Here is a 17544-nt window from a genome sequence, read left to right on the forward strand (position 1 = left end):
ACCGACTTTGTTTTCGCCAACAGCCAAATGATTTTTTAATACTAAAACTGTATTTAGCTTAGACAAAATTATGGCAGGATAATACCCAGAGAGAAAAGTTACTGCCAGAAGTAACACTACCACACCAACAATAACAATAGGTTCACTTAACAACTGAATACTTAAATCTTGTGGCACAAAATCTACAAACGCAGATTGTATTAACCATTGCGCTAAGCCTAAAGATATTATAGCTGCTACAATAACTAACAAAAAGGTTTCGCCTAAAAATTGAGCAATTAATTGCTTTCTAGAACTTCCTAAGGTTTTTCTAATTCCAATTTCTTTGGCACGTTGTGTAGCTTGAGCCGTATTTAAATTAATAAAATTAATGCAACCTAAAAGCAATAAAAACCCAGCGATAAGCGCTAAATTTCTTAGTAATGCTTTACTAGCTTGTCCACGATCCCAATCGTAAATACCATATTTTTCATTAAAATGAATATCGCTTAACGGTTGTAGCGTAAATTGTCGTGTTTCACCATAAGCTTTAGATTCTTCATCTAAATGTGCCTCTGCCAATGCATCTAAGGCTGTTTGAATTTGCTCAAAATTGGCATTAGCAGTTGTTTTCACATACAATTGCGAGTTAGAATTTGTAGCATTCCAATTTTGTTCTAAAATTTGCTCACGCATTGATGTTTGAAGCAAGGTTGGTCTAGAAATAAATTCCTGAAACACAAAATCTGTTCGTCCTTTTAGATGCTCTACAACTCCAGTTACTTTGATAGGTATGGAATCGTTATACATGAGTGATTTTCCAATAATTTCTGTAGGCTCTAATTTTGGAAAATATAGTTTTGCTCTTGTAGTTGTTAATACAACTGTATTAGGTTTTGAAAGTGCTAAAATAGCATCACCAGCAATGAAATTATAATTAAACATTTCAAAATACTCAGGATCAGTATAGATGACTTGACTAGGCCATTTAAAAACCGTAGCATCTTCAAGATTCTCAACTTTTGAAGGCCGTTCTATATAAAACCCACTTATAACTTCAAAATTGGTATTATCTTTTATTGCATTTTCGAGCGCTAAGGTTACACCTGAATTATGGTACATACCATCTGGCTCATCAAAATCCGTAACCACTCTATAAATGCGTTCTCCATCTTTATGAAAATTATCAAAAGTATAATCGTAATAAATCATTAAACCCATTACAAACGATGCACTTAAACCAATAGTGATTCCAATGATATTTATTAGAGAAAACGCCTTGTTTTTCATAAGGTTTCTCCATGCTATTTTGAAATAATTTTTAATCATGATTAACGATTTATGATTGATGATTTTCAAGTTCAATTATAATTTCATCTTCGTTCTCAATCCTATTCAGCTCGTAATGATTTTACAGGATTAGCAATAGCAGATTTTATAGTTTTATAACTAATAGATAGTAATACCATTGCAAATACCACCAAAATAGGAAACACAAACAACCAAACATTAACATCAATCTTATTAGCAAAGTTGTTGAGCCATTTGTTAACCAATAAATATGTAATTGGCACACTAATGAGCACTGAGATTAATACTGTTTTTACAAAGTCTCTGGAAAGTAATATGAGTATGGCTGTAGTACTTGCACCAACAACTTTTCGTATACCAATTTCTTTTTGTCTTTTGGCTACTGCAAATGATGCTAATCCTAACAAGCCTAAACAAGCAATAAGGATAGAAATTATAGTAAGAATCATGAATACACTTTTAAAACGGTCTTCTATCTTATATTGATTGTCATATTCTTGATCCATAAAAAATGATGAAAATGCTGCACCAGGATACACCTCAGCAAAAATTTGCTCTACAAAAGCTAAATTGTCTTGAGGCGAACCACTAGTAAATTGTACAGAAGCTAAACTTCTAAAGGTGTTACTAAAAATATGAATCATTGGTAGCATTGGTGATTTTGGCGATAACTGGTGGTAATCATTAACTACACCTTTAATCGTCCATTCATTGCCCCAAAATGCTAGCTTTTTACCAATAGCTTCATCTGTGTTTGTAATATTCCAACGGCTTAAGGCTTCTTTATTAACAAGTACTTCAGATTTTTGAGGTGTTGAATTTTCATCAAAATTAGCGCCAGAAAGTAACTCTAAATTCAACAATGGCACATAATCATTATCCACAAAAGTGAGATAAAAATTGTGGTATTTATCTGGTGTTGTTCCTGTGATATGAATATCGGCTGTTGTTGTAAGTGCACTAGAAGGTAAACCAGGTACAGTGTGCGATAAAGACACTGTTTTCACATTAGAATTAGCTACTAATTTTTGTTTAAATGCTGAATAATTTGCTGTAGCATTTTTAGCTGGTGATTCAATTACAATACTGTTTTCAACATTAATACCTTTATCTAGATCTCGTATAAAATCGAGCTGTTGATTTACTGTAAACGTTTGAATCAATAAAATAATGGTAATAGCAAATTGAAATACCACTAAGCCTTTTCGTAAGAGATTGCCTTTTAAGGAATGTGAAAAATCTCCTTTAAGAACGGTCGAAGTCTTAAATGATGATAACACAAAAGCTGGATAAAATCCTGAAAGTAATCCGCCTAAAATCACAAATAAAAGCAGTAACAACCAAAAAGAAACACTTTTAAATATTGCAAACTGTTCAGGAAGTCCAGACAAGCCGATAAAATTAGATTTTACCATAGCAACAATACCAATTGCAATACCAGCAGCAATACTATTTAAGACTAAAGATTCTACCAAAAATTGTAAGCGCAACTGCGATTTTGTTGAGCCCAACACTTTCTTTACACCAACTTCTTTAGCTCTATCTAAAGCTTTTGCTGTAGTTAGATTTATATAATTGACAAAAGCACTAACTATAATTAAAATAGAAACTACAAAAAGAAAGAATACAGCATTGGCATCACCATTGGTTTCTGGCTCAAAAGTTTTATGCGAATACAAATGAATATCTGTTATTTTTTGACCAACAATGGCTTCGCTTTCAATTTTTTCTTCAGCGATTAAGCGTTTGTTAAAAGCGTGTAATGAACTTTCAAAATTTTTATACTTAGCTCCTTCAGCAAGCTGTACGTACATGTAAGAGTTATTGTTGCTCCAATTATCTTTACGTTCACCATGTCTGCTCACCATCTGTGGATCTGCATACATCGTTGAATACGAAATAAGCATATCAAATTTAAGATGTGTATTTGGTGGACTATCATGTGTAACGCCGACAATATTATATAGAATAGTACCTCCTGCTTTTGAAGACTTTAATACTTCACCAACCACATCTGTACGATTAAAATACTTAAGTGCTAGAGACTCGGTAACAACTGCTTCATTTGGTTTTTGAAATAAGTTGGTTGCATTACCATGTATTAATTTATAATTAAACATGTCAAAAAAATCGGCATCAACAGCATAAAGTTCTTTCATAAGAAATTCCTTTTCACCAACTTGAATCGGTGAATAAGGCTCACCTATAGCATAAGCTCTCGTGTATTTTTCAACTTCAGAAAGTTCATCTTTAATTCTTGGCCCAACAGATGGATACACTTCACAATCTTCTGTAGTGACCGTATTTCCTGTTAAATAATTTAAAGTAAGTCTTACAACATTATTGGCTTTTGGATTTTCAGCTTCATAACTTTTTTCAAACTGAACATAAAGCACAATGAGTAAGGTAATAGCAAAACCGGTTGACAATCCAACTAGATTAATAAAGGTTAAGCCTTTGTTTCGTAATAGATTCCTTATTGCTATTTTAAAATAATTTCTAATCATGATTTACGATTGTTAATTTTTAAGTTCGATTTCGGTATCATCTTCGTCTTCAGCTTCATCCCTATTCCGTACGTAATGATTTCACAGGATTTGCTGTTGCTGCCTTTATAGCCTGAAAACTAACCGTTATTAAGGTGATGATTAATGCACCAAAACAAGCAATGGCAAACACATCCCAACCTACAGAAGTTCTATAAGTAAATTTCTGTAACCATTGGCTCATAACATAATAAGCAATAGGTGACGCTACCAGAAGTGCAATGGTTACCAACGCAATAAAGTCTTTGGATAACAACAACCATAACTGACTAATAGAAGCACCTAATACTTTTCTAACACCTATTTCTTTTGTACGCTGTTCTGCCACATAAGATGCCAGACCAAACAATCCTAAACAACTTATAAAAATGGCCAAGATCGTAAACACTCTTGCCAAGCTAGCAATACGTTCTTCTGCTCTAAATTTCCTACCATATTCTTCATCAACAAATTGATAATCAAAAGGTGTATCTGGAAAATTCTTTTTAAAAACACTTTCAATAAGCGATAAGCTTTCACTAGTGCTTTTTTGAGGATTAAGTCTTAAGTTGTAGAATGAGATATTACCAAATCTATCAAATTCATACATAGCTTGCTTAACAGGTTCATAAGGTGATTGTACAATCATGTCATCAATAACACCAATGATTTTCATTGGCACGAAGTCCTCTTCTACATCACTAGATTTTATATATTTTCCTATTGGATTTTGAATACCCATGTGCTTAAGAGCTGTTTTATTAAGAATAACTGCATTAGAATCTGTAGCAAATTCTCGCGAAAAACCACGACCTTCAATAAGTCTTAGTCCTAGTGTTTTTACAAAATCATAACTCACAGATGTATACGCTAAATCTTCCTGAAGCCCTTCTGGCTTTCCTTCCCAAGTATAACCACTGCGATTAGACCATACACTTGTTGTTGGACTACTCATGGTTGTCATACTAACCGCACCACCAGAAGCCAAAAACTGGTTTCGCATCGTTTCTTGCTTACCATCAAACTCAGAGCTCATCACAGGAATTTGAATTAAGCCCTTTTTATCATATCCAGTTGGTCTATCCTTACTAAATTGAATCTGATTCATAACTACCAAAGTGCCAATAATTAAGGCTATGGAAACCGTAAATTGTGTTACCACAAGAATTTTTCTTGGCAAAGACGAATAACGACCTGCTTTAAACGTACCCTTTAAGACTGCAACTGGATTAAAGGATGACAAGTACAAAGCAGGATAACTTCCCGACAGAAATGCAGTAATTAATATGAATAGTAATGAAAACAACCAAAACCCAACATTTGTCCAAGGAAAAATGATAGACTTACTAGCTAGATTATTGAACCCATTTAAACTTACAAGTACAATACAAACTGCTAGAATAAACGCCAATACTACGATTAGGAATGACTCTGTTAAAAATTGAAATATAAGTTGCCCACGTTGAGAGCCAATTGATTTTCTAATCCCTACTTCCGTGGCACGCTTTTCGGAACGTGCTGTACTTAAATTTATGAAGTTGATACAAGCTAGTAATAAAATAAAAGTGCCTATAACTCCAAAAAGCCATACATTTTCAATACGTCCTCCAGACTGTACACCATTTTCATAACTATTTCGCAAATACCAATCTTTCATAGGAAGCAAGAACATTTCAGGATTGTATTCTACCAAACCGGGCGCGTTTATTTTTTTAACATCAACAATCTTAGACGTTACCGCATCCATTGTGGTATTCTCATTAATCTGCACAAAAAGCTGAAAAGAATTATTATCCCATTGGTCTCTAGCATTTCTTACCCAATCTTGTGTTGTTATATAGAATTCCCAAGACATAATAAATTCCATAGCACTAAAAAAATTGCCTTCTGGAATATCCTTGTATATGCCTGAAACAATTAAATCATGTGCATTGTTAACTTTTATTGTTTTACCAATGGCATTTTCAGAATTAAATAGTGCCTTAGATGTAGACTCAGATATCATTATCGAATTCATATCATCCAAACCATTCTTAACACCTTCAATAATTTCTAAATTCCATAAATCTGGCGCACCTTTTTGCATGGCGTAACCAGTCGTATAAATATTAGTTTCACCAAATTTTAAATATCTAGGTTGCTCCCATGACGACATTACAATGTGTTTAAAATTATCGGCATACTGCTCACGCAATGCAAACTCTAAAGGCCTTGGGATTGCTGGACCAGTACCAATATCACCATTCCAAGTTTGATGCTGATAGATAATGGCCGTTGTATCCTTATCTTCAAAATAACTATTGTAGCTAAGCTCGTCGTAAATCCAAAGCCCAATAAGCATGGTCGCAGCCATCCCAATAGCTAATCCAGAAATATTAATAAATGAATACACCTTATTTTTAAGTAGGTTTCTAAATGCTATTTTGAAATAATTTTTGAGCATGGTTTCTTTAAATTACTGTCCGTTTTTTGATTTATTCACCAAAGTTTTAGCGAAAGTGAATTGTTGTGGCTGCAACACTTCAGTATATTTTAACCGATTAGCTGGAAAATAATACTGAAGTGCATTCACCTAACTGATTGATTTTGATTGATGATCATTTTTATGCTAAAATGTTTTCTGTAACTTTTTGACCATCTAACATTCTAATAATGCGATGACTATACTTAGCATCATGCTCACTATGCGTTACCATAATGATTGTTGTACCTGCTTCATTAAGATCTATAAGCAAATCCATAACCTCATTTCCATTTGTACTGTCTAAGTTTCCTGTTGGTTCATCAGCTAAGATTAATTTAGGATTATTAACAACTGCTCTTGCTACGGCTACACGCTGTTGTTGACCTCCAGATAATTGCTGTGGAAAATGGTTTCTACGATGCATTATTTGCATTTTTTCTAACACAGCTTCAACTTTATTTTTTCGCTCAGCTGGTTTTACACCTGTATAGATTAATGGTAGCTCAACATTTTCGAAAACAGTAAGCTCATCGATAAGATTAAAACTTTGAAACACAAAACCTATGTTGTGTTTGCGTAATTCTGAACGCTTGCGTTCGTTATAACCAGCAACCTCCGTTCCGTTAAACATAAAGCTACCACCATCAGGATCATCTAAGAGCCCCAAAATATTTAGCAGTGTAGATTTACCACAGCCTGATGGCCCCATGATGGCAACAAATTCACCTTCCTTTACATCAAAAGATAATTTGTTGAGCGCTATGGTCTGAACCTCTTCAGTTTTGTAAAACTTCTCTAAATCGGTAATTTGTATCATTGTATTCATTTTTTAATTGATTGTCTCTGTTATTTCAATATTAGTTCTTCAACATCACCAAAAGAGTCGTAGCTAGATGTAACGACTTTATCTCCTGGATTTAAGCCTTCAAGAACTTCATAATATTCTGTGTTTTGACTTCCTAACCTTACATTTACTTTATAAGCAGTGTTTCCGTCTTCACTTATTTTATACATCCAGTTACCACCTGTTTTTTGAAAAAATCCTCCTTTGGCTACTAATAAGGCTTCTTTCTCTGCACTTAAAGCTACACGTATTTGTAAATTTTGCCCTCTTCTAATGCCTTCTGGAACTTCACCTTCAAATTTCATATCTACTTGAAAACGTCCATTATTGACTTGCGTAAACACTTTCTTTATCACTAATGTGTATGTTTTATTATTAAGTTTAAAAGTTCCTGTTTGTCCATTGTATATTCTAGAGATGTAGTGCTCATCAATATCTACTCTTACTTTATAAGCACTTGTAACATCTACCTGACCTAATCGAGTTCCTTTAGTAATAGATTGTCCAATCTCAGCATCTAAGGATGTTAATTGACCATCTATTGGTGCACGCACTACAAGATCACCTACCTTTTTGCGCATTAACTCTAAAGCACTTTGCGTTCTGGCGTATGAACTCTTAGCTTGATTAATTTCAAGTCTAGAAGAAATTGAATCTTCTGAAAGCACTTGCTTAGCAAGCTTCATACGTTCTTTTTGATAATCAAAATTATTCTTAGAAGATTCGTAATCCATTCTACCAATCGCTCCTTTATCATATAAGCGTTTATTCAGATTGTATACACGTTCAGCTTCTATTAAACTATTCTCTACATCAGTAAATTGGTTTTGTCTATTAATTGTATTTTGACGTGCGGCATTTTGCGAAATCTGCATTTGAGTCAATAGATTATAAACTGAAGTTTCTTGATTAACTAAACTTAATTCTAAATCTGTATTGGATAAACGCAAAATTGGTTCACCCTTTTTCATCATAGCACCATCTTCTACAAATTTTTCTTCTACACGACCGCCTTCTAAAGCATCTAAATAAATAGTAGTAATAGGAAGTACTATTCCATTCACAGGAATATTTTCTTGAAAAATATCTTTTGCTACGGTATGGATAGAAATACGTTCTTTTTCTACATTCAATTTAGAGCCACCTGATGTATTTACAATTACATAAGTAATCAATGCAATAATTGCCAAAATACCAGCTATAAGCCCTAGCTTTTTACTTGAGAATTTTTTCTTTTGAATTGGTACGTCCATTTTTATTTTTTTATGACACTTATTATATAGTGAAGATGATGCCAAAAAAACAAATCACTAACAATCAGTGATTTAAAATTTACTTATAAAAACAAAAGTGTCCGTTTTTGATACACTTTATGTTCGAATATGTACACTCTTAAAAGACCAAAAAAATTATTTTCATAAGCAGTCTATATATCGTAATATTGTATAGATGGTTTTAAAAAATGCTAGCATATTAGTTGTTGATGATGATGCAGACGTACTTACTGCATTGCGCTTACTTCTTAAGCCTCAAGTTAAGGAAGTAATCACCGAAAAAAATCCTAATAATATTATTTCGCTTATTGAGCGTAATAACTTTGACATTATAATTCTAGATATGAATTTTAATGGACTTGTTAATACTGGTAATGAAGGTATTTTTTGGTTGAATAAAATTAAAAAACTAAATCCCGAAATAGCGGTTATTCTTATGACCGCCTATGCAGATATAGATTTAGCAATAAAAGGTCTTAAAGAAGGAGCATCTGATTTCTTAATGAAACCTTGGAAAAATGATAAGATTCTCGAAACTACATCTACCATCTTAAAAAGTAAAACGTCTAGATCCACTAAAAAAGAAACTATAAACTCTAGTAGTGTAGAAATTATTGGCAACAGTGATGTGATGAACGATGTTTTTGTAAAATTAAAAAAAGTAGCACCTACAGATGCCAATGTTCTTATACTTGGCGAAAATGGAACTGGTAAAGACTTAATAGCTAGAGCACTTCATGATAACTCAAATAGAAAAAACAAACCTTTTATAAAAGTTGATGTGGGAGCGTTGACATCTTCACTGTTTGAGAGCGAACTTTTTGGATACAAAAAAGGTGCTTTTACCGATGCTCGCGAAGACAGAAAAGGACGTTTTGAAGCTGCTAATGGTGGCACATTATTTTTAGATGAGATTGGTAATATTACTTTAGCTCAACAAGCTAGGTTATTAACAGTTCTACAAAACAGACAGGTTACTCCTCTTGGCTCTAATACTTCTATTCCAATTGACATACGATTAATCTGTGCTACTAATGAAAACCCTAAAGTTTTGGCCGATGAAAAGCGATTTAGAAAAGATTTAATTTACAGAATTAATACGGTTGATATCATTGTACCACCTCTTCGTAATCGCGGAACAGATATCACAGAACTAGCTCATCATTTTGTTGCACTTTATGCTGAAAAATATAATAAAACTAACTTCTCTTTCGATACTGGTTTTATTTCAAAATTGAAACAACATGACTTCCCAGGAAATGTTAGAGAATTACAATATGCTTTAGAACGCGCCGTAATTATGACAGATGGCAATATGTTGAAACCTGAAGATTTAGTCTTTTCATCTATTGAAAGATCTACGGCAACAAAAAGCATAGAGACTACAAGCATGAACTTAGATGACATTGAAAAAAATGCTATACTCACTGTATTAGAAAAACATAAAGGAAATGTCTCTAAATCTGCAAAAGAATTAGGTATCACAAGAGCTGCACTTTATAGACGACTAGAGAAGCATGAACTTTAAAGGTTACATCTTTAGACTACTTTTTAGAATTTTACTAATTACTAGTACAATTTTAGGTTTAACGTATTGTATTTATAAAGATTACATCATTTATGTAGTCCTAACATGTCTAGCCTTACTTTATCTTATTGCAAACACTTACACTTTTGTAAAACGCCGTTTTGTAGCCATGGATGACTTTTTTGAAGCCGTGAAATATCGTGATTTTTCGAGATGGTTTCCAGAGGACAGAGGCCCTAAGGATATTCGGTTTTTATATGCAGGATTTAATGAAATTAATAGAACCATAAAAGAAATTAATTCTAAAAATGAAGCCCAATATGTTTATCTTCAAAAAATTCTAGAAATGGTAGATATAGGCATTATTGCCTATAATCTAGAGACGGGAGATGTTCTATGGTCCAATGATTCTTTTAGTGATATATTAGATTTACCATCATTTAAAAACATCCGCTTTGTTGAAAGCAGAAAACCGGAGTTGTTTAATACAGTTTTTGAAACCTATCATAGAGAACCTAATTCTATATCCATTTCACTGCAAAATGAGAGCATTAAAATCTTAATATCTGACACTGTTTTTCAAGTAGATGAAGATGCATTTAAACTAGTTGTTATACAAGATATTGATAACACCTTGAATAAAAATGAGTCTGAATCTTGGAAAAAATTATTGAGTGTTATGACTCATGAAATTATGAATTCCATTGCTCCAATTTCGTCTTTAGCAGATACTTTGCAATTCAATTTACAATTAGCAATAGAACAACCAAAGGAAAATTCATTAGAATTAGAAGATTTAAATGCAGGAATTAAAACCATAAAAAATCGAAGCGAAGGTTTATTGAAATTCGCTAAAACCTATCGTAGCTTAAGCAAAGTCACCAATCTTAACCTACAACGAGTTAGAATATCAGAACTATTTAATAATATTCAATTATTGATGGCGCCTTCAATTGAGGCAAAGCATATTAATATTGAATTTAAGATTTCTGGACCAAAATTAGAGTTAGATATAGACACACATCTCATTGAACAAGTTTTAATCAACTTAATACTTAATGCCGTTGACGCATGTAAAAACAGTGAAAACCCAGAGATTAAAGTCATTGCTACTCAAAACTCAAACAGAGATATTGTTATTAAAGTCTATGATAACGGTACAGGCATACCACAAGACATTCTTGAGAATATATTTGTTCCATTCTTTACGAGTAAAGCTACTGGTAGTGGAATTGGACTAAGTCTTTGTAAACAAATTATGCTACTTCACAAAGGAAGAATTATCGTAAAAAGTATAGAAGGAGAAGGCACTGTATTTAGTCTTGTTTTTTAGCTTCTGTTCAATTTTTAGTTTTCTTATACCATAATTCACAAGCTCTTTTATGGTTACTACATTTAAAGAAAACGCTAAAACCACACACAACAAACTAAGAAAAAAACAGCATGATTAAACCAATAATATAACCCTATAAATGATGCCCAAAGAACCATTTAGAGCACAACAATATATAGCTCCCACCTATTAGTTAAGCTCAATTCACAACCTATAATTGGTGTTATAAAATTTCTTTTGAAAGTGTCTATTTTAGAATTTAGTCTTTCTTAAAATTATCTATACCTGTTTTAAGCCAATTATTATACTCTTCAACATCTGGAGTGTAACCAACCGGATCAATTATATTTTCCTCATTATGATCCATAAGCACGTAATAAGGTTGGGTATTAGTTTTGTACCTAATGGTTTGCATCTCACTCCATTTCTGACCAACATTTCTTAGTTTTTTCCCAGGCTTCAATTTTGAATCTGGCGCTTGTCCTTCAGGAAACTTTATCTGCTCATCTACATATAAAGAGATTAAAACTACATCGTTTTTCAACTTAGATAATATTTTAGGTTTAACCCATACGTTTTGTTCCATTTTACGACAATTTACACAAGCCCAGCCAGTAAAATCTAACATAACAGGTTTTCCTACTTCTTTTGCATACGCTAAACCTTTTTCATAATCATTAAATGCTAAAATATCATGAGGTGCTAAAAGGTGTGCGCCATCTGGTAAATCTTCAGCGTGGACAGAACCAGCACTACCACCTTTTGAGTTTCCTACACCATAAGGAGATTCACTATAATCTATTGGTGGTGGAAAAGCACTAATAATATTTAAAGGTGCTCCCCAAAGACCAGGAATCATATATACTGTAAACGATAAGGTTAATAGACCTAATAATAATCTACCAACTGAAATATGCTTTAAAGGCGAATCGTGTGGTAATTGAATTTTTCCAAAAAGATATAAAGACAATGCACCAAAAATAGCTATCCAAATAGCTAAAAACACTTCGCGCTCTAACCAATGTAATTGTAATACTAAATCTGCTTGAGATAAAAATTTAAAAGCTAAAGCTAACTCTAAAAACCCTAATACGACCTTAACTGTATTTAACCAACCACCAGATTTAGGCAACGAATTTAACCATCCTGGGAAAGCTGCAAATAAAGCAAATGGAAGTGCTATTGCTGTAGAAAATCCTAACATACCTATAACTGGTGCAACACCACCTTTTGAAGCTGCTTCAACTAGAATTGTTCCAACTATTGGCCCTGTACAAGAAAAAGACACTATAGCTAATGCAAGTGCCATAAAAAATATACCTACAAGACCTCCTCTATCGGCTTGTCTATCTGCTTTATTAGCCCATGAATTTGGTAAAACAATCTCAAATGCTCCTAAAAATGAAATTGCAAAAACAACTAACAATAAAAAGAAAATAAGGTTAAACCAAACATTAGTTGCTAGCGCATTCAATGCATCTGCACCAAATATTGCAGTTATAATTGTTCCTAACAGAACATAAATAACAATGATAGATAATCCATAAATAACAGCATTTCTAATGCCTTTAGTTTTAGATTTACTTTGCTTAATAAAGAAGCTTACAGTCATTGGTATCATAGGAAACACACAAGGCGTTAATAACGCAACAAAACCTGATAAAAACGCTACTAAAAAAATAGACCATAAGCCTTTAGTGGCTCCTTTATCTTTTTTGGTTTTAATATCTGAGCCTTTTACAGCTTTTGTTAAGTCATAATCTAAATCTAAAAAACTTGGCGCTAAACATTGCTTATCATCACATGCCATAAAGCCTACTTCGGCTTTAATGTTTTTTATATTCTTATCAGTAACTTCTATTTTTTGCTTAAAAACAGTGGACTTTTTGAAGAATTTAATCTTTAATTCAAAAACTTTGTCCATTACTTCTTTTCCCTCCGCTTCGATAGTTTCACCTATTAACTTAACTCCATCTTTAACAGTATAATCAAACGAAGTTGCAATTGGACCACCTTCCGGAACTGTTTGTGAATACAGTTTCCAATTATCATCAATATTAGCAGTTGAAACTAAAATATATTCTGTATCTGAAACTTTCTCTACTGAGGTTTTCCATTTAACTGGCTCTAAAATACCTGAAGTAGAATTATCTTCATTTTCACCAAAAGACAATTGATTAGACTTTGCTTGTTCAAGGTTAAATTTTAGGTCTACATAAGTTGGTGGAAGACACTTTTCATCATCACAAACCATAAATCCAACCTCACCTTCTACAATAGACAGTTCTTTATTTAATACTTTGATACGCTGTCTAAATTCAGTCTTATTTTCAAAGAATTTAATCTTCATTTCAAAAACCGGATCATCAACAACATGACCTTCTTCTTCTTGTGTTTTCCCATCTTTTTGATAAGCTGAATCTTCTTTATAAGAAAACGAGGTAGGTATTGGACCACCTTCTGGCACTTCTTGAGAATATAAATGCCAACCACTATCAATTGTAGCACTAGAAATTAAATCGTACTCATTATCTGAAATTTTTTCTACACTAGTTTCCCATTTTACAGGTTCAAAAACTTGGGCAGATAGATTAAATGAAAAACAAAATGCTAAAAAGCAGTATAGGAGGGCTTTTTTTATAGACATATACAAAATATTAATGCGCAAAAAATCAAAATTGCGATTTTATTATTTTTTAAAAGTCGTCTAATTTATAAAAACCTTAGGAATTATTTATAGTGATTTTATATAATATCACAATTGTTACAAAGTAAAACGTAAGATCGTTTACTTTGAGAGGTTAAAATAGATCTATTTTTTCTATATCTTGAAATTTATAACGCTAATAAACAGAACATAAAAAAACCGAACAAAATTGTTCGGTTTTATAAATTTAAGACTTTACTTCGATATCGATTTTATCAGAATGTCGCCATTTTGAAATGCCTCCTTCTAAATCGTAAATTTTTTCAAATCCTGCATCTTTTAGTTTTTTTGCACATTTGGCACTTCTATTACCTCGTCTACAATACAGAATTACAGGTTTTGTTTTATCTAATTTTGTAATATCCTCATCAAAAGTTGGTGAGTTATAGTCTATATTTTGAGAATTAGCTATACGCTCTTCACTATACTCTTTTGGAGTACGAACATCTACTAATTGTACATCCTCTAACTCGAGGATAGATTGCATCTCTTCTGCAGTTACAAGTTTTACTCCTGTATTTTCTATTTTACTATCAATACAACTAGTACCAAAACTCACTACTAACAAAAAACAACTGATTATAAATAATTTTCTCATACCTGTGACCTGAAAAATTCAGGATATTTTTAGTTATTCTTTTATTCTATAAGTACAACCTCACCTTGCCATTGGCTAAAACCGCCAACTAAATTATAGGTGTTTTCAAATCCTAACTGGTTCATTACAGCGCATGCTTGTGCGCTTCGTCCACCAGCTTTACAATATACATAATAGTTTTTGGTTTTATCTAGCTTATCTACTTCATAAATAAAACCTTGACCTTTATATATATCTATATGAATAGCGTTAGGTATTACTCCTAATTCTATTTCTTCTTGAGTTCTAACATCTAAAACAACTGCGTTCTTATCTTCCTCTAGTTGTTTTATCCAATCATTTTGTAATAAATCCACGTTTTATAGTTTGTTTATAAACAAAATTAACATTTCCTTATGATATAGACGAAAAAAAATCCGAAGTGTTACACTTCGGATTAAATTTTAACAAAATTAGTCGTTATAGTTATAAATTATGCTTTAGACCTTTATAGAACAACCAATTGCTCTGGTTCTATTTACTTCAACTTCCTTACCTTGCAATAACGCATCTACAGCATTTTCTACATATTTATCATTGACAGCACTAGCGTCTTTATAGTTATCATCTATGGCACCAATATACTTTACTTCATTTCCTTTTTTAGTTTTTTCTAAAATGTATACATGTGGTGTTTTTGTTGCTCCATATCGTGGATAAACTTTCTGTCCTTCATCCATTAAATAAGGAAATGTAAAACCTTTAGCTTTTGCTCTAGCTTTCATAGCTTCCATACTATCTCCAGGTTTTACATCTGTATTATTAGGCATAATAGCAATTACAGGATACCCTTTATCTGCATACTTTTTGTTTAATGCCTCTACTCTATCCTCGTATGCTACTGCATAAGGACAAGTATTGCAAGTAAATACAACAATAAACCCTTTAGCGTCTTTAAAGTCTGCAAGCGATACCATATTGCCATCTATATTTTCTAAACTAAAGTCTGTAGCTATATCGCCTATTTCATATCCTTTTCCTTCAGTTTTAATTGTAAAAGCAGATAGTGTACATGTTAATACAACTACTGCGAGTAATTTTAAAGTTTTCATTATGTGAATTTTTTGAATTGTTTTGTTTTAAATGATTAAAATTATTTATGAAATATTCCAAATGTCATTATGGGCTTAAAAATTGTTTTAGTTCGGTTTCTAACTCCTCTTTTGTAAACGATCGCTCATAGAATTGGCGTTTATTTTTATTATAAATGATGGTTGCAGGTAAAGCTCCCGTCCATTTTTCATTTATAGCTGGTATCCATCTATTTTGATTAACATCATCAAAAGCAACTATTTTAGATTGTAAATTGTGCTTCTTTATAAATGGTTTTAGTTTAGAATCGTAATCTCTAGGAAAATCTAAACTCACCAATAATACTTCTACATTATTGTTTTTATAAGTTTTATTAATTTCTTCAAAATAAGGTAATTCTTTTACACATGGAGCACACCACGTTGCCCAAAAATTAACAACATGGACTTTATCATCACCTTTGTTAATTAATGGCTCTAAACCATCATAATCAAAAACCTCTAATTTGTAATCTAATTGTGTACTATTAGTAACTTCCTCAGCACCAATCACGCCAGTAATACTTGTTTCATTTTTGCAAGATAAAAAAACTAATACCACAATTATTAAAGTATACTTCATCTCATAAATTTATTAATCAAAACCTTAGGCTTAAAAAATTTAACAAAAAATTATAGCGAACTAAGCTTGTACAAAAGTAAATCAATTATATATTTGTATACACAATATTTGTATAGACAAATGTCGATAGAAGAAGATATAAAAAGTACTGTAAAATTAGATGAGCGTCAGAAAACCATCATCAATCTAGTTTACACCAATAATTGGTTAAAAGAAAAAGCGATGTACTTTTTTAAAGATTATGATTTATCGGCTGAGCAATATAATGTCTTAAGAATATTAAGAGGACAAAAAGGAAATCCTGCCAATTTAAGCACTTTACAAGAGCGAATGTTAAACAAAATGAGTAACACAACACGCCTTGTAGACAAACTAGTTTCTAAAGAATTAGTTATACGTCAGCAATGCGCTACTAACAGAAGAAAAATTGAAATTTATATTACAGAAAAAGGTTTAGAATTATTAGCTGAATTAGATCCAAAAATCAATCAGAATAATGATAATACAACAAAAAACTTAAGTCTAGAAGAACTAAAAACATTAAACACGCTTTTAGACAAACTAAGATTTTAACAAAAACTCAAAAATTAATACTTATGAAAAAGAATATTTTAAGATCTGCATTTATACTAGTTTTAGCTTTAGCTCTAGTATCATTTACATCAAAAACATCAAAAAAAGTAGATGTAAGCAAAAGTAAAGTTACTTGGAAAGGTTATAAAGTTACAGGTTCTCATGAAGGAACAATTAACTTGAAATCTGGCGTTATAGAACTAGAAGACGATAAATTAATTGGCGGTAACTTTACCATGGATATGACTAGCATAAACACTACAGACATTAAAGGTGAATATGCTAAAAAATTAGATGGTCATCTTAAATCTGACGACTTTTTTGGTACAGACAACTATCCTACATCAACACTAAAAATTACTGATTCAGAATCTAAAGGAAAAAACACCTATTCGGTTACAGCCGATTTAACCATAAAAGGAAAAACACATCCTGTTACATTTAACATATCTATTAATGGTAGTAAAGCAACTGCAAACCTAAAAATAGATAGAACAAAATACGATATTAAATATGGCTCTTCTAGCTTTTTTGACAACCTAAAAGACAAAGCCATTGATAACGAATTTGATTTAACGGTAGACTTACAATTTTAAACTTAAATGAAAAAGAAAGATTAATAGCAACCCTTAATTAAAACTGAGACTGTCTTTTATAGGCAGTCTTTTTTATTTTTTATTTGATTTATAACTTTGGATTTCTATATTTGAATTAAA

General features: G+C 32.0%; 14 protein-coding genes. 4 read left to right on the forward strand and 10 right to left on the reverse strand.

Annotated elements, in window-relative coordinates; translation table 11 throughout:
- The 5 genes from N4A42_RS05860 to N4A42_RS05880 all read right to left on the reverse strand — a co-directional run.
- On the reverse strand, positions 1-1308 hold a 1308-nt coding region (locus tag N4A42_RS05860), incomplete at its 3' end, for an ABC transporter permease (protein ID WP_294071266.1).
- A 62-nt stretch (positions 1309-1370) separates the two neighbouring features.
- A complete protein-coding gene (locus N4A42_RS05865; protein WP_294071269.1) occupies positions 1371-3797 on the reverse strand; it encodes an ABC transporter permease in 2427 nt (808 codons plus the stop codon).
- A 61-nt stretch (positions 3798-3858) separates the two neighbouring features.
- Entirely contained in the window at positions 3859-6258 is a 2400-nt protein-coding gene (locus N4A42_RS05870; RefSeq protein WP_294071272.1) for an ABC transporter permease, read from the reverse strand.
- A 160-nt stretch (positions 6259-6418) separates the two neighbouring features.
- On the reverse strand, positions 6419-7096 hold the full coding sequence (locus tag N4A42_RS05875; protein ID WP_294071386.1) for an ABC transporter ATP-binding protein: 678 nt from the start codon (positions 7094-7096) through the stop codon (positions 6419-6421).
- A gap of 29 nt (positions 7097-7125) precedes the next feature.
- Positions 7126-8376, reverse strand: coding sequence for an efflux RND transporter periplasmic adaptor subunit (locus tag N4A42_RS05880; RefSeq protein WP_294071275.1), 1251 nt, complete (start codon positions 8374-8376; stop codon positions 7126-7128).
- Positions 8377-8572: 196 nt separating this feature from the next.
- Here N4A42_RS05880 and N4A42_RS05885 point away from each other — a divergent pair, with 196 nt between their 5' ends.
- On the forward strand, positions 8573-9925 hold the full coding sequence (locus tag N4A42_RS05885) for a sigma-54 dependent transcriptional regulator (RefSeq protein ID WP_294071278.1): 1353 nt from the start codon (positions 8573-8575) through the stop codon (positions 9923-9925).
- Entirely contained in the window at positions 9915-11258 is a 1344-nt protein-coding gene (locus tag N4A42_RS05890; protein WP_294071281.1) for a HAMP domain-containing sensor histidine kinase, read from the forward strand. The genes N4A42_RS05885 and N4A42_RS05890 overlap by 11 nt, the downstream gene beginning before the upstream one ends.
- A 259-nt stretch (positions 11259-11517) precedes the next feature.
- Here the strand turns inward: N4A42_RS05890 and N4A42_RS05895 are convergent, their stop codons facing one another.
- From N4A42_RS05895 to N4A42_RS05915, 5 genes are all read right to left on the reverse strand, one after another.
- Complete coding sequence (locus N4A42_RS05895) at positions 11518-13905, reverse strand: thioredoxin family protein (RefSeq protein ID WP_294071284.1); 2388 nt, start codon at positions 13903-13905, stop codon at positions 11518-11520.
- 247 nt (positions 13906-14152) lie between these two features.
- Positions 14153-14563: a rhodanese-like domain-containing protein gene (locus N4A42_RS05900; RefSeq protein WP_294071287.1), complete on the reverse strand. Its 411-nt coding sequence runs from the start codon at positions 14561-14563 to the stop codon at positions 14153-14155.
- Between the two features lie 41 nt (positions 14564-14604).
- Positions 14605-14919, reverse strand: coding sequence for a rhodanese-like domain-containing protein (locus tag N4A42_RS05905; RefSeq protein ID WP_294071290.1), 315 nt, complete (start codon positions 14917-14919; stop codon positions 14605-14607).
- A gap of 123 nt (positions 14920-15042) precedes the next feature.
- On the reverse strand, positions 15043-15654 hold the full coding sequence (locus tag N4A42_RS05910; RefSeq protein ID WP_294071293.1) for a thioredoxin family protein: 612 nt from the start codon (positions 15652-15654) through the stop codon (positions 15043-15045).
- A gap of 67 nt (positions 15655-15721) precedes the next feature.
- Positions 15722-16255, reverse strand: coding sequence for a TlpA disulfide reductase family protein (locus N4A42_RS05915; protein ID WP_294071296.1), 534 nt, complete (start codon positions 16253-16255; stop codon positions 15722-15724).
- Positions 16256-16375: 120 nt separating this feature from the next.
- Between N4A42_RS05915 and N4A42_RS05920 the strand changes: the two genes are divergently transcribed.
- Positions 16376-16828 carry a MarR family transcriptional regulator gene (locus N4A42_RS05920; protein WP_294071299.1) on the forward strand — a complete coding sequence of 151 codons (453 nt, stop codon included), beginning with the start codon at positions 16376-16378 and terminating at the stop codon, positions 16826-16828.
- A gap of 23 nt (positions 16829-16851) precedes the next feature.
- A complete protein-coding gene (locus tag N4A42_RS05925; protein ID WP_294071302.1) occupies positions 16852-17424 on the forward strand; it encodes a YceI family protein in 573 nt (190 codons plus the stop codon).
- Positions 17425-17544: the final 120 nt, after the last annotated feature.

Source organism: Winogradskyella sp., assembly GCF_025210595.1.
GTDB lineage: Bacteria > Bacteroidota > Bacteroidia > Flavobacteriales > Flavobacteriaceae > Winogradskyella.